We start from the raw sequence: 13,804 nt of genomic DNA, 5'->3' as shown, positions 1-13,804 counted from the left end.
CCGTCGAATCGTTCAAAGGCATGTGAGCGTTAATAAGCCTGGCGGACGATGAGCTGCCGGGCATTGATACAGAGAGTTCGGGATATGTTGCAGTTCATACTCCGACGTTTGGGGTTAGTTATCCCAACGTTTATCGGCATTACCTTGCTGACTTTTGCATTCGTCCATATGATCCCCGGCGACCCGGTGACCATCATGGCCGGGGAACGCGGTATCTCCGCCGAGCGCCACGCGCAGCTGATGGCGGAAATGGGGCTGGACAAGCCGCTCTATCAACAATATTTCTCCTACGTGTCCAACGTGCTGCACGGCGATCTGGGCACCTCACTCAAAAGTCGCATCTCCGTCTGGAGCGAGTTCGTTCCGCGCTTTCAGGCCACGCTGGAGCTGGGCTTCTGCGCGATGCTTTTCGCGGTGCTGGTAGGCATCCCGGTCGGGGTGCTGGCGGCGGTCAAACGCGGCTCGGTGTTCGATCACACGGCGGTGGGCATCTCGCTGACCGGCTATTCGATGCCGATTTTCTGGTGGGGCATGATGCTGATCATGCTGGTGTCGGTGCAGCTTAACCTGACGCCGGTGTCGGGGCGCATCAGCGACACGGTATTCCTCGACGACAGCCATCCGCTGACCGGCTTCATGCTGATAGACACCCTGATCTGGGGCGAGCCGGGCGACTTTATCGACGCGGTGATGCACATGATCCTGCCGGCCATCGTGCTGGGCACCATCCCGCTGGCGGTGATCGTGCGCATGACCCGCTCCTCGATGTTGGAAGTGTTGGGCGAAGACTATATCCGCACCGCGCGCGCCAAGGGCGTGAGCCGCATGCGGGTGATCGTCGTTCATGCGCTGCGCAACGCGCTGCTGCCGGTGGTGACGGTGATCGGGCTGCAGGTCGGCACCATGCTGGCCGGCGCCATTCTGACCGAAACCATCTTCTCCTGGCCGGGACTGGGCCGCTGGCTGATCGACGCGCTGCAGCGCCGCGATTACCCGGTGGTGCAGGGCGGGGTGTTGCTGGTCGCCTGTATGATCATTCTGGTTAACCTGCTGGTAGACGTGCTCTACGGCGTGGTCAACCCGCGTATTCGCCACAAGAAATAAGGGGCGCTCTCATGTCTCAAATCACTGAGTCTGCAGTTAAAGGTGCGCCGAAGCCAATGACCCCGTTTCAGGAGTTCTGGCACTATTTCAAGCGCAATAAAGGGGCCGTGGTCGGCCTGGTGTATATCGTTCTGATGCTGGTGATCGCGCTCGGCGCCGGGGTGCTGGCGCCGCATGCGCCGGCGGACCAGTTCCGCGACGCGCTGCTCAAGCCGCCGGTGTGGCAAGAGGGCGGCAGCTGGCAATATCTCCTCGGCACCGACGACGTGGGCCGCGACGTGCTGTCGCGCCTGATGTACGGTGCGCGCCTGTCGCTGCTGGTCGGCTGCCTGGTGGTGGTGCTGTCGCTGATCATGGGCGTGGTGCTCGGCCTGCTGGCCGGCTACTTCGGCGGCGCGGTGGACGCGGTGATCATGCGCGTCGTCGACATCATGCTGGCCCTGCCGAGCCTGCTGCTGGCGTTGGTGCTGGTGGCGGTATTCGGGCCGTCGATCGTCAACGCCTCGCTGGCGCTGACCTTCGTCGCCTTGCCGCACTATGTGCGTCTGACGCGCGCGGCGGTGCTGGCGGAAGTGAACCGCGATTACGTCACCGCTTCGCGGGTGGCGGGCGCCGGTGCGCTGCGTCAGATGTTCGTCAACATTCTGCCTAACTGCCTGGCGCCCTTGATCGTTCAGGCTTCTCTCGGTTTCTCGAACGCCATTCTGGACATGGCCGCTCTCGGCTTCCTGGGCATGGGCGCGCAACCGCCGACGCCGGAGTGGGGCACCATGCTCTCCGACGTGCTGCAGTTCGCGCAAAGCGCCTGGTGGGTAGTGACCTTCCCCGGCGTGGCGATCCTGCTGACGGTGCTGGCATTTAACCTGATGGGGGACGGTTTGCGTGACGCTCTCGACCCCAAACTCAAGCAGTAACAGAGGACGAGAGAGATGGCGTTATTGAATGTAGACAAGCTTTCGGTGCACTTCGGTGACGAAGGCACCCCGTTCCGCGCGGTAGACCGCATCAGTTACAGCGTGGAGCAAGGCCAGGTGGTCGGCATCGTCGGTGAATCCGGCTCCGGCAAATCCGTCAGCTCGCTGGCGATCATGGGCCTGATCGATTTCCCCGGCAAGGTAATGGCCGACAAGCTGGAGTTCAACGGCCAGGATCTGCGCAAGATCTCCGAAAAAGAGCGCCGCCAGCTGGTGGGTTCTGAAGTGGCGATGATCTTCCAGGATCCGATGACCAGCCTGAACCCGTGCTATACCGTCGGTTACCAGATCATGGAGGCGCTGAAGGTGCATCAGGGCGGCAACCGCCGCACTCGCCGCCAGCGCGCTATCGACCTGCTGACCCAGGTGGGCATTCCCGATCCGGCCTCGCGGCTGGACGTGTACCCGCACCAGCTTTCCGGCGGCATGAGCCAGCGCGTGATGATCGCCATGGCCATCGCCTGTCGGCCGAAGCTGCTGATCGCCGATGAGCCGACGACCGCGCTCGACGTGACCATCCAGGCGCAGATCATCGAACTGCTGCTGGACCTGCAGCAGCGCGAAAACATGGCGCTGGTGCTGATCACCCACGATCTGGCGCTGGTGGCCGAAGCCGCGCACCACATCATCGTGATGTATGCCGGCCAGGTGGTGGAATCCGGCAAGGCGGCGGAGATTTTCCGCGCGCCGCGCCATCCTTATACCCAGGCGCTGCTGCGCGCGCTGCCGGAGTTCGCCGCCGACAAGGCGCGCCTGGCTTCGCTGCCGGGCGTGGTGCCGGGCAAATACGATCGCCCGACCGGTTGCCTGCTCAACCCGCGTTGTCCCTACGCCAACGAGCGCTGCCGTAACGAGGAGCCGGAACTGCGCAGCATTCCCGGCCGTCAGGTTAAATGTCACACACCGCTGGATGATGCGGGGAGGCCGACCGTATGAGCCAGAATCAACCTTTACTGCAGGCGATCGACCTGAAGAAGCATTACCCGGTGAAAAAGGGCCTGTTCGCGCCGGAGCGGCTGGTCAAGGCGCTGGACGGCGTCTCCTTCACCCTGGAGCGCGGCAAAACGCTGGCGGTGGTCGGCGAGTCGGGCTGCGGCAAATCGACGCTCGGCCGCCTGCTGACGATGATCGAAGTGCCGACCGGCGGCGAGCTGTACTATCAGGGGCAGGATTTGCTGAAGCCGGACGTCTCGGCCGAGAAACTGCGCCGCCAGAAGATCCAAATCGTGTTCCAGAATCCTTACGGATCGCTCAACCCGCGCAAGAAGGTCGGGCAGATCCTCGAGGAGCCGCTGTTGATCAATACCCCGCTCAGCGCCGCCGAACGGCGGGAAAAAGCGCTGGAGATGATGGCGAAGGTCGGCCTGAAGACCGAGCATTACGACCGCTACCCGCACATGTTTTCCGGCGGTCAGCGCCAGCGTATCGCCATCGCCCGCGGGCTGATGCTGAACCCGGACGTGGTGATCGCCGATGAACCGGTGTCGGCGCTGGACGTGTCGGTGCGCGCTCAGGTGCTGAACCTGATGATGGATCTGCAGCAGGAGCTGGGGCTGTCCTATGTGTTCATCTCGCACGATCTGTCGGTGGTGGAACACATCGCCGACGAGGTGATGGTGATGTACCTCGGCCGCTGCGTGGAAAAGGGCAGCAAAGAGGCGATCTTCAACAACCCGCGCCATCCTTATACCCAGGCGCTGCTGTCGGCGACGCCGCGGTTGAACCCGGATATGCGCCGCGAGCGCATCAAGCTGACCGGCGAACTGCCCAGCCCGATGAACCCGCCGCCGGGCTGCGCGTTCAACGCCCGCTGCCGCCGCGCCTTCGGCACCTGCGTGCAGCTGCAGCCGCAGCTGAAACAGTACGGTGAGCAGATGGTGGCCTGCTTTGCGGTCGATCAGGACGAGCATCCGGGGACGTAAAGCGTCGGATTTTCCTGCTTAAACCAAACGCCGGCACTGCGCCGGCGTTTTTTATTATTCAATCAATGTGTTAGTCAGTAAACGATCGCGACAACCCGTTTTTTAAATTCTGCCCTTAACCCTATTCTGATAAATCGTTATTTTTTAAGAATCTTCGTATGGAAATAATAATCGAATAATATAATTCAACGGTTTGTTGTTAATAACATTCTTTCGGTCGAGCGGTTTCACTGTTTTTATTATAAAAACCCAATAAAAAAGCACGCCGGCGGCGTGCTTTGGGGGGATGAGGCCGCGCTTATTGCGGGTAAGGCACCCAGTCACCGCCGTTCAGGCGAATGTAGGGCTTGCCCTGATACTGCATCACAATGGCGTTGTCGTTTTCGGAGATGACCGGGGTCTGCGGCAGCCCCTGGGTCAGCGCCTGCCAGTCGACGCTGGATTCGCTGAAGACCTTGCCGTCCACCAGGCGCGACACCAGTTCAGACAGCGCCAGATAGCTGCTCGGCGTTTTGATCTGCAGCGGGCTGCCCTGATGTGGCGCCTTCATCCCAATCAGTTTGATGCCGACCGGCGTATGGGTGATGTTCGGGCTGGGAATATCGCGCAGGCCGGACATCTGCATTTTGTCGCCCACCAACGCCGCGCCGTGCTCCGGCACAATCACCACCACCACTTTGCGGCCGGATTTCTCCAGCTGGTCGAGGAAGGTGTTCAGCTGATCGAACAGCTTCTGCGCGCGCGGTTGATAGTCGGCGCTCTTGCTGGAGCCGACGAAGCGGTTGCCGTCGTGCAGCGGAATGATGTTGAAGAAGGTGGCGGTGCGGCCGTCACCGCCTTTTTGCTGCTGATCCAGCCAGCGGGTCAGCAATTCAAGATCGTTATAAATCGGCTCGCCGTCGAACGAGGTCAGCTCGTTGCCGATGCCGGCCTGCGACATCAGCGGTGCCTGCATGTCGCCCTGTTCACGCAGTTCTTTCAGGAAGTTGCCGAATACCCCGGAGTGATCGAGCATCAGCTGTTCCTTGAAGCCGAGCTTCGCCAGGTTGTCGAACAGGTAACACTGCTGGTTCACCGGTTGATACAGGTCGTGATGCGAAAGCTGGCCGCAGCTGGCGCGCAGCAGGCGTATGGCCGCCGGGCCGCTGTAGGCGGTGGCCGAGTTGAAGCTGTCGAACATGATGTCCATCTTCGACCACAGCGGGTGATTCTGCAGGTTGACCGCCTCCATATCGGCCCAGGCCAGCGAACAGATGTTGATCACCAGCAGATCGAACGGCTGGGCGTCGGCGGGCAAGGTGGCCGGGAACGCGGTGGCGCGGCCTTTTTCCCGCTCGTAGAACTGATTCAGGTAGGCCGTCAGGTTGGCGCTGGTCGGCGGCAGGCTGTCTGCTGGCGCAGCGTCCCCCGCCGCCGGCGCCGACGTGGCCGGCGTATTGGCGCCGCCGGCCGAGGCCGTGGAGGTGGCGGGCAGCAGTGAGACCGCCGGCCCGGCGATGTTGACGATATTGAGCCACACCAGCGCCGCCACGGTGAACACCGTGACGCGCACCCACTGCGCGACGAACAGGTAGGCGATAAGCAGCACGAAGGCCGCGCCGACCATCTGCCAGTTGATAAAGCGGTTGATCAGCTCCAGCAGATACTGGGCGCTGAAGCCGGCCAGCTGCGAGCCCTGGCTGAGAATGCTGTTGATGCCCGGCAGCCAGGTGTCGTGGTAGAACAGCGCGATGCCAATCGGGATAGCGAGGTAATGGCGCCAGCGGTGCAGGCGCGGCGATGGGATCGGCATCAGCAGAAATGCCATGAACACCAGGTTCGGCAGCGCGTGGAAATTCAGGTAGCCGAACCACAGCAGGGCGAATTTGGCCAGAAAGTAGAGGTTCCAGCCGCCCAGCCCGCGCCAGTAGCGCCACAGAGCGTTATCGGATTGCGTCTTCGAGTTTGGATTCATGGCTGCTTCTTACGTTTAATCTGAGATGAGGAGCCTGTGCGCACCCACAAACCGGCGGATTTCAAATAGCGCGGCGATAACAACAGGTTTTGCCAGTATTGACGCAAATGCGGAAAACGCCGGTGAAAGGCGTAGCCCAGCGGAATGAAGATCAGCGCACACAGCAGGATCAGTTGCACGATGTCGTTAAGGTTCAGCATGCGGTTCCTCCTGCGGGCCGAGCGGCAGCGTGAAGGCGACCGGCTGGCGCCGTTCTGCGGGCACTTCGGCCGCTTTCACGCTGGGGCGCGGCGCGGTGCCGGCGGTGCCGGTGGCCGAAATCTGCCAGCGCCCCTGGGCCATGCGTTTGATTTCCGAAATGATATCGACGTCCTGGTGCCACACCACCCGGTTACTGAAGGCTTCATCCACCGGCAGGCGGAAGATGAACTTCAGCGCGGTATCCAAATCGTTGATGCGGCAGGTGGAGAGGAACAGCACCAGCCGCCCCTGCACGACGGTCATCACGTCGCCGAAGCGCCGCAGGTGGCACAGGGTCATCGCTTGTTCGGCGCGCAGGCCGGTGGCCGGTCGCAATGCCACCATCACCCCTTTGCCGTCCTCGGGCAGCAGCGTGTTGCCCATCAGCGACAGCACCGCCTGGCTGAACGGTTCCGGCCGCATATAGCCTTTGAGCTGCAGCGGGCGCAAGCCGGCCAGCAGCGCATCGATGTCGGCGGGGACATGGCGCGAGAAGCGCTGCCCCTGAATGCCTTCGAGCATGGTCAGAAAACGCGACAGCGGCGCGACGTGCGGTACGATCAGGTTGGCGCCGCAGGCCAGCAGCAGCCGCTCGTCGCTGTAGCGCAGGCTGGCGCTCATCTCGCGCACCGCGATTTTCAAGCCGTTGCCGCGGCTGCGGCGCAGGGTGTGGATTTGGTGCGCCAGGTGATCGATTTGGTCGCTTTGGTACAGCGCGAAAATCAACGTCGCCGAGAGTCTCAGCATGCCGTGCTGCGCCAGTTCGTCGTTGCTCTCCAGCAGCTGCCAGTTGGCGGACAGCGGCGGCGCGCCTTCCAGGATGCTGCGCTCGGCCAGATACAGGCCTTCGTCGCTGCGCAAGGCGGTGGGGGAGGGTTGGCTATTTTCATCCTCACCCTGCCAGCCGCCTTCCGCGGCGTACAGCGTCAGCAGCTGATTGGCATTGATGCCGTTTTCGGTGCTCCACCAGTTAACCAGATACTGCGCGCTGTCCTGCTGCCATTGCAGGCTGGACAGGCCGTTCAGGATGCGATGCTGCGCGCTGAGCTGCCCCTTGAGCTTATTGATGCCGCCGCCGTGGCTGAGGATCAACAGCGTACACCCCTGCCGCCGCAGCCAGGCGGCGAGGGTACGGGTCCACTCGCGCAGCTCTTCGGTGGTGAAGGTTTGCCACAGGCTGGCGTGGGCCAGCAGGATAAGTAAGCGATTTTGCGGCCGCAGGGCGCGCATCAGATCGTCGCTCAGCTGCGTCAGCGCGGCTTTTTTCTCCGGTAATTGATACAGCGGCAGCTTCTGCAAAGCAGGCGAAGCCAGCTCGGCCAGCAGGCGATCGGGTTTATCGCCGCTGCAGATCAGGGCGACTTTATGGGTGGCCGGCTGGGCGGCGATGACCTGGCGACACAGCAGCGCGGCGTCGCTTTGCCTGTCGATATTGATCCAATAAAGCCCGGGGGCCTGCATCACCGACAGCTCTTCCCAAATCTGCCGAATGCCTAGAGAAAAAGAGTGCGCCATAGGATGTGTTCTACTTTCGTTGAAAGCCGACTAAAGGCGTTTATATTTAAAGATAGCCATTTTTACTCTGGCAATAACAAATCTCCGACGCTCTGCAACAATATTTGTTGAGAATCATCTTATTGCCTATCTCTTTTTGTATCGTTGCTATAGTTAATTAACATAGCCTATTTTCGCCAAGGCGGAAGAATGAATAACGCACCCACCCATTTTCGTGCAGCGGCACCTGGGGAGAGCCAGGATGACCTGCAGGCGCTCAGCCAGGCTTTTTCATTGCCGAAATTAAGCTATGTCGATATTTCGCGGCAGGAGCGGTTAACGCAAATGATGACGCGCTGGCCGTTGTTGGCCGAATTGGCGCAGACCACGGGGAGCCACTGATCTATGCCGGTGATCGCGCTGCAAGGGTTGCGGGGTGGAATGGGGACGACGTCGGTCACGGCGGCGCTCGCCTGGGCGTTGCAGCAGCTGGGTGAGTCGGTGTTGGCGATCGATTTCACGCCGGACAATCTGCTGCGCCTGCATTTCAACACGCCGTTCGAGCTGGCGCGTGGCTGGGCCCGCGCGGAGCGGGACGGCGGGCGCTGGCAGGAAGGGGCGCTGCGTTACTGTGAAAACCTCAACTTTCTGCCCTTTGGCCGCCTGAATGCAGCGGAACGGCTGGAAGTGCAGCGCCAGTGTCAGCAACAGCCGGAACGCTGGCGCGACAATGTGCGCCAGCTGATCGCCGGCGATCCGCTGCGCTGGATCCTGCTGGATGTTCCGGTCGGGGACGGCGTGCTGGCGCAGCAGGCGCTGCAGCTTGCCGACAGCGTGTTCGTGCTGTTGAACCCCGACGCCAACTGCCAGGTACGGCTCCATCAGCAGACGCTGCCGAACGACTGCCGTTTCTTGGTCAATCACTACTCCTCCGCCAGCCAGCTGCAGCAGGATCTGCATCAGCTGTGGCTGCAAACGCTGAGCGGCCTGTTGCCGGTGGTGATCCATCGCGACGAAGCGTTGGCGGAAGCGTTGGCGGTCAAGCAGCCGTTGGGCGAGTACCGCCCCGAGAGTCTGGCGGCGGATGAAGTGCTGACGCTGGCCAACTGGTGCCTGATCAACCTCAAGCGGGGCGTTGCGCCATGAGCCGGGTGCTGAGCCTGCTGCTGGTGCCGCCGGTGCGTCAGGCGGTGCAGACGCGCTACCGCGGCTATCGGCGCAACGGCGCGTCGGCGCTAACCGCCTTTTTCGCCACGCTGCTGGTGGCGTTGGGCTGGCTGCTGCTGCGCTTCGAATCGCCGGCCTGGCAGCGCGTGCGCGCCGGCCGCGCTTATTGGTTCCCGCATCTCTCCGCCGACCGCCCGCGCCCGGCGGATGCGCTGCGTTATCTGCTGCAGGGGCTGTGGCTGCTGCTGTTTCGCAGCGGCCGCGCGCCGGTGCAGCGCGACTATTTCGCCGGTTGGCGCCGCCTGCAGCAGCGCTATGCCGACTGGCTGCAGGGCCTGCCGCAGCGGCTGAAGAACGCCGGCGTGGAGCAGCGTTCGGTGGAGCGCCTCGGCCGCATGAGCCGCGGCATGCGGCGCGCGCTGTTTATTCTGGTCAGCGTGCTGGCGGCGATCCTCGCCATGCTGTGCATCTCGCAACCGTTCGATCTGCCGGCGCAGTTCGTGTTCGTCCTGCTGCTGTGGGGGATCGCGATGGTGGTGCGCCGGGTGCCGGGGCGCCTGCCGGGGTTGATGCTGATCGTGCTGTCGCTGACCGTATCCTGTCGTTACCTGTGGTGGCGCTATACCGCCACGCTGAACTGGGACGATCCGCTCAGCCTGGTGTGCGGCCTGTTGCTGCTGGTGGCGGAAACCTACGCCTGGGTGGTGCTGGTGCTGGGCTATTTCCAGACCGTCTGGCCGCTTAACCGGCAGCCGGTGCCGTTGCCCGCCGATAGCGCCACCTGGCCGACTATCGATCTGATGGTGCCGACTTACAACGAAGATCTCGGGGTGGTGAAGCCCACCATCTACGCGGCGCTGGGCATCGACTGGCCGAAAGAGAAGGTGAACATCTATATCCTCGATGACGGCAACCGTCCCGAATTCCGGGCGTTCGCTGACGAAGTGGGGGTGAAATACATCGCCAGGCCGACCCACGAACACGCCAAGGCCGGCAACATCAACAATGCGCTGAAGCAGGCCACCGGCGAGTTCGTGGCGATTTTCGACTGCGACCACGTGCCGACGCGCTCCTTCCTGCAGCTGACCATGGGCTGGTTCTTCAAAGACAAAAAGCTGGCGATGCTGCAAACCCCGCACCACTTCTTCTCGCCGGATCCGTTCGAGCGCAACCTCGGCCGCTTCCGCCAGACGCCCAACGAGGGCACCTTGTTCTACGGGCTGGTGCAGGACGGCAACGACATGTGGGACGCCACCTTCTTCTGCGGCTCTTGCGCCATCCTGCGCCGCAGCGCGCTGGACGAGATCGGCGGCATTGCGGTGGAAACCGTCACCGAAGACGCCCACACCTCGCTGCGCTTGCACCGGCGCGGGCACACCTCGGCCTACATCCGCATTCCGCAGGCCGCCGGGCTGGCGACCGAGAGCCTGTCGGCGCACATCGGCCAGCGCATTCGCTGGGCGCGCGGCATGGTGCAGATCTTCCGGCTGGACAACCCGCTGTTGGGCAAGGGGCTGAAACTGGCGCAGCGCCTGTGCTACGCCAACGCCATGCTGCACTTCCTGTCGGGCATTCCGCGGCTGATCTTCCTCACCGCGCCGCTGGCGTTTTTGCTGCTGCATGCCTACATCATCTTCGCACCGGCGCTGGCGATCGCGCTTTATGTGCTGCCGCACATGATCCACGCCAGCCTGACCAACTCACGTATCCAGGGGAAATACCGCCATTCGTTCTGGAGCGAAATCTATGAAACGGTGCTGGCCTGGTATATCGCGCGGCCGACGACGGTGGCGCTGTTCAATCCGCACAAGGGCAAATTCAACGTCACCGCCAAGGGCGGGCTGGTGGAGGAGGAGCACGTCGACTGGGTGATCACCCGGCCTTACATGTTCCTGGTGATCCTGAACCTGGCCGGGCTGGCGTTCGGCGTCTGGCGGTTGGCCTATGGCCCGACGGACGAGGTGATGACGGTGATCATCAGCCTGGTGTGGGTGCTGTACAACATGACGATTCTCGGCGGCGCGGTGGCGGTGGCGGTGGAGGCCAAGCAGGTGCGTCAGGCGCACCGCGTGGAAATCGCCATGCCGGCGGCGATCGCGCGTGCCGACGGCCATCTGTATCCCTGCACGCTGCGCGATTACTCCGACGGCGGCGTGGGCATCGAGATGCGGGTGGAAAACGCGTTGAAAGACGGCGACAAAGCCTCGCTGCTGCTCAAGCGCGGCCAGCAGGAGTACAGCTTCCCCTGCGTGGTGACGCGCGCCTTCGGCAACAAGGTGGGGGTGCGCCTGGTCGACCTCTCCACCCGTGAACACATCGATTTCATTCAGTGCACCTTCGCCCGCGCCGATACCTGGGCGCTGTGGCAGGACGGGTTCCCTGAAGACCGGCCGATCGAAAGCCTGCGCGACGTGCTGGCGCTGGGCTTTCGGGGGTATGTGCGCATGGCGGACTACGCGCCGCCGCTGGTGCGCGGTCTGCTGGTCGGGGTCACTTCGCTGACCGCCTGGGTAGTGTCGTTTATTCCGCGCGGCGTCGGCAGGGATCCGACCTTGGGTCAACAAGAAACAGTGGGTTAGCTGCGAGTTCAACCGCCCGCTCACTCGCCCGGTGAACAGGCTCCAACATTGATGATGATACGATGACGAGAAAAATAACCTGGTTAACTGCTCTGGCCTTAGGCATCAGCACCCTGTCGCAGGCCGAAACCGCCACCGCGCCGACCGTGGCGGCCCAGCCGCCGATCGCCGCGGCGGCCGATACGGCGACCGCGCCACCGCCGGCCGCCGCGCCGCAGGATCCGAATGCGCCGGTGCGCGACGTGTCGCTGCCGTTTGCGCAGATAGCGCCGCCGCCGGGCACCTTTGTTTTGCGCGGCACCCGGCCGGACGGGCAGATCGAATTCGGCGTGCGCAGCGATGAGGTGGTCTCGCAGGCGATGCTCGATATGGAGTTTACGCCGTCGCCGGCGCTGATCCCGGTGGAGTCGCACGTCAAGGTCTACCTGAACGACGAGCTGATGGGGGTGACCACGATCGCCAAGGAGCAGTTGGGTAAGCCCAATCGCATCCAGATGGCGATCGATCCGCGCTATATCACCGATTTTAACCGCGTCCGGCTGGTGTTCGTCGGCCATTATCAGAACATCTGCGAAAACCCGGCCAGCACCTCGCTGTGGCTCGACGTCAGCAAATCGAGCGCGCTGAAGCTGCGTTTCCAGACGCTGCCGGTGAAAAACGAGCTGTCGCACTTCCCTGAGCCGTTCTTCGACAGCCGCGATAATCGGCCGCTGACGCTGCCGATGGTGTTCGCCGGCCAGCCTGATCTCGCCCAGCAGCGCGCGGCGGGCATTCTGGCGTCCTGGTTCGGCAGCAAGGCGCAGTGGCGCGGGCAATCCTTCCCGGCGCTGTACAACGCGCTGCCGACGCAGCACGCGGTGGTGTTCGCCACCAACCAGCAGCGCCCGGATTTCCTGCGCGATTATCCGGCGGTCAACGGCCCGACGGTGGAGATGATCAGCCACCCGGACAATCCGTACGTCAAACTGCTGCTGATTCAGGGGCGTGACGACAACGATTTGATCACCGCGGTGAAAGGCATCGCGCAGGGCAACATTCTGTTCCGCGGCCAGAACGTGACGGTGGACAAGGTAGAACAGCTCGCGCCGCGCCAGCCTTACGACGCGCCGAACTGGGTGCGCACCGATCGGCCGATGACCTTCGCCGAGCTGCAGCAATACGCCGAGCAACTGCAAACCAGCGGCATCGAACCCGGCCCGATCTCGCTGACCATGAACCTGCCGCCGGATCTGTTCCTGATCCGCAGCACCGGCATCGACATGCACCTGAAATACCGTTATACGGCGCCGCGCATTCAGGACGGTTCGCGGCTGAGCGTCAGTCTGAACAACCAGTTCGTGCAGGCTTACTCGCTGGTGCCGGAACACGAACAGGGCGCACAGCTGCTGCGCCTGCCGTTGACGCAGGGGCTGCTCGATTCCGACAAAAACGTCAGCATTCCGGCGCTGCGGCTGGGCGCCACCAACCAGCTGCGCTTTGACTTCGATTACACCACGCTGCTGGCCAGCGGCGCGGAAGGGCGCTGCGAAACCTACTCCTTCACGCAAAACCACGCGGTGATCGACGGTGCGTCCACCATCGATTTCTCCGGCTACCGCCACTTTATGGCTATGCCGGACCTGCGCGCCTTCGCCAACGCCGGCTTCCCGTTCAGCCGTTTGGCGGATCTGTCGCAAACGCTGGTGTTGGTGAACCAGAAACCGCAGCCGGCGCAGGTCAGCGCGCTGCTGAACGCGCTGGGGGTGATCGGCGCGCAAACCGGCTACCCGGCGCTGGCCTTCACGCTCAGCGACGACTGGTCGCAGGCCAAGGATCGCGACGACGATATCCTGATGGTCGGCACCATCCCGCCGGAGCTGCGCGACGACAAGAAAATCAGCCTGCTGGTGGACGCGACCCAAAGCTGGGTGAAACAGCCGACGCGGCAGCCGCCGCTGCCCAGCGCGGAAGTGCTGGCGGAAGATACCAAACCGGATAGCAAGACCACCGTCAGCTCCGAGGGGGCGATGTCGGCGATCATCGGCGTGCAGTCGCCGTTCAGCGACCAGCGCAGCATCGTGGCGCTGCTGGCGGACAGCCCGCGCGGCTATGAGCTGCTGAACGATGCCCTGCTGGACAGCGGCAAGCGCGCCGCGGTGTTCGGCTCGGTGGCGGTGATCCGCGAATCGGGGGTCAATAGCCTGCGCGTCGGCGATATTTACTATGTCGGCCACCTGCCGTGGTGGGAGCGGCTGTGGTATGCCCTGTCCACCCATCCGGTGCTGCTGGCGGTGATCGCGGTAGTGCTGGTGGTGATCCTGGGGCTGATGCTGTGGCGCGGCCTGAAGGCCTTCAGCCGGCGTCGTCTGGCGCCTGAAGATCGGGATTGAC

General features: G+C 63.0%; 11 protein-coding genes. 8 read left to right on the top strand and 3 right to left on the bottom strand.

Annotated elements, in window-relative coordinates; genetic code table 11:
* Positions 1–84 precede the first annotated feature (84 nt).
* Genes dppB through dppF form a run of 4 tightly spaced genes read left to right on the top strand, consistent with a single transcriptional unit; the run spans position 85 to position 4,000 of the window.
* On the top strand, positions 85–1,104 hold the full coding sequence (gene dppB / locus ACJ8QI_RS19555; RefSeq protein WP_043129106.1) for a dipeptide ABC transporter permease DppB: 1,020 nt from the start codon (positions 85–87) through the stop codon (positions 1,102–1,104).
* Between the two features lie 11 nt (positions 1,105–1,115).
* Positions 1,116–2,018 (top strand): dipeptide ABC transporter permease DppC, encoded by a 903-nt coding sequence (gene dppC / locus ACJ8QI_RS19550; RefSeq protein WP_141971733.1) that lies wholly within the window; start codon positions 1,116–1,118, stop codon positions 2,016–2,018.
* A gap of 15 nt (positions 2,019–2,033) precedes the next feature.
* The gene (gene dppD / locus ACJ8QI_RS19545) at positions 2,034–3,014 is read left to right on the top strand and encodes a dipeptide ABC transporter ATP-binding protein (protein ID WP_038874024.1); all 981 of its coding nucleotides are present in this window, start codon (positions 2,034–2,036) and stop codon (positions 3,012–3,014) included.
* Positions 3,011–4,000, top strand: a complete 990-nt coding sequence (dppF, locus tag ACJ8QI_RS19540) for a dipeptide ABC transporter ATP-binding subunit DppF (protein WP_060424251.1) — start codon at positions 3,011–3,013, stop codon at positions 3,998–4,000. The genes dppD and dppF overlap by 4 nt, the downstream gene beginning before the upstream one ends.
* 298 nt (positions 4,001–4,298) lie before the next feature.
* Here dppF and bcsG read toward each other — a convergent pair whose 3' ends face one another.
* Genes bcsG through bcsE form a run of 3 tightly spaced genes read right to left on the bottom strand, consistent with a single transcriptional unit; the run spans position 4,299 to position 7,709 of the window.
* On the bottom strand, positions 4,299–5,954 hold the full coding sequence (gene bcsG, locus ACJ8QI_RS19535) for a cellulose biosynthesis protein BcsG (RefSeq protein ID WP_180547989.1): 1,656 nt from the start codon (positions 5,952–5,954) through the stop codon (positions 4,299–4,301).
* Positions 5,951–6,154, bottom strand: coding sequence for a cellulose biosynthesis protein BcsF (gene bcsF, locus ACJ8QI_RS19530; protein ID WP_004934139.1), 204 nt, complete (start codon positions 6,152–6,154; stop codon positions 5,951–5,953). The genes bcsG and bcsF overlap by 4 nt, the downstream gene beginning before the upstream one ends.
* A complete protein-coding gene (gene bcsE / locus ACJ8QI_RS19525; protein ID WP_100396589.1) occupies positions 6,141–7,709 on the bottom strand; it encodes a cellulose biosynthesis protein BcsE in 1,569 nt (522 codons plus the stop codon). Before bcsE ends, bcsF begins: the two co-directional genes overlap by 14 nt.
* 189 nt (positions 7,710–7,898) lie before the next feature.
* Here bcsE and bcsR point away from each other — a divergent pair, with 189 nt between their 5' ends.
* From bcsR to bcsB, 4 genes are all read left to right on the top strand, one after another.
* Positions 7,899–8,090 (top strand): cellulose biosynthesis protein BcsR, encoded by a 192-nt coding sequence (gene bcsR, locus ACJ8QI_RS19520; protein WP_033649881.1) that lies wholly within the window; start codon positions 7,899–7,901, stop codon positions 8,088–8,090.
* Positions 8,091–8,093: 3 nt separating this feature from the next.
* The gene (gene bcsQ, locus ACJ8QI_RS19515) at positions 8,094–8,834 is read left to right on the top strand and encodes a cellulose biosynthesis protein BcsQ (protein WP_060424245.1); all 741 of its coding nucleotides are present in this window, start codon (positions 8,094–8,096) and stop codon (positions 8,832–8,834) included.
* Positions 8,831–11,434, top strand: a complete 2,604-nt coding sequence (gene bcsA / locus ACJ8QI_RS19510; RefSeq protein WP_060424243.1) for a UDP-forming cellulose synthase catalytic subunit — start codon at positions 8,831–8,833, stop codon at positions 11,432–11,434. Before bcsQ ends, bcsA begins: the two co-directional genes overlap by 4 nt.
* Before the next feature lie 62 nt (positions 11,435–11,496).
* The gene (bcsB, locus tag ACJ8QI_RS19505) at positions 11,497–13,803 is read left to right on the top strand and encodes a cellulose biosynthesis cyclic di-GMP-binding regulatory protein BcsB (RefSeq protein WP_197786441.1); all 2,307 of its coding nucleotides are present in this window, start codon (positions 11,497–11,499) and stop codon (positions 13,801–13,803) included.
* Position 13,804 lies beyond the last annotated feature (1 nt).

Origin of the sequence: Serratia sp. CY84636 (assembly GCF_052166245.1) — a bacterium.
In the GTDB taxonomy this organism is placed as follows: domain Bacteria; phylum Pseudomonadota; class Gammaproteobacteria; order Enterobacterales; family Enterobacteriaceae; genus Serratia; species Serratia nevei.
The sequence above is the reverse complement of the archived record's forward strand: the minus strand, read 5'-3'. Positions and strand labels throughout refer to the sequence as shown.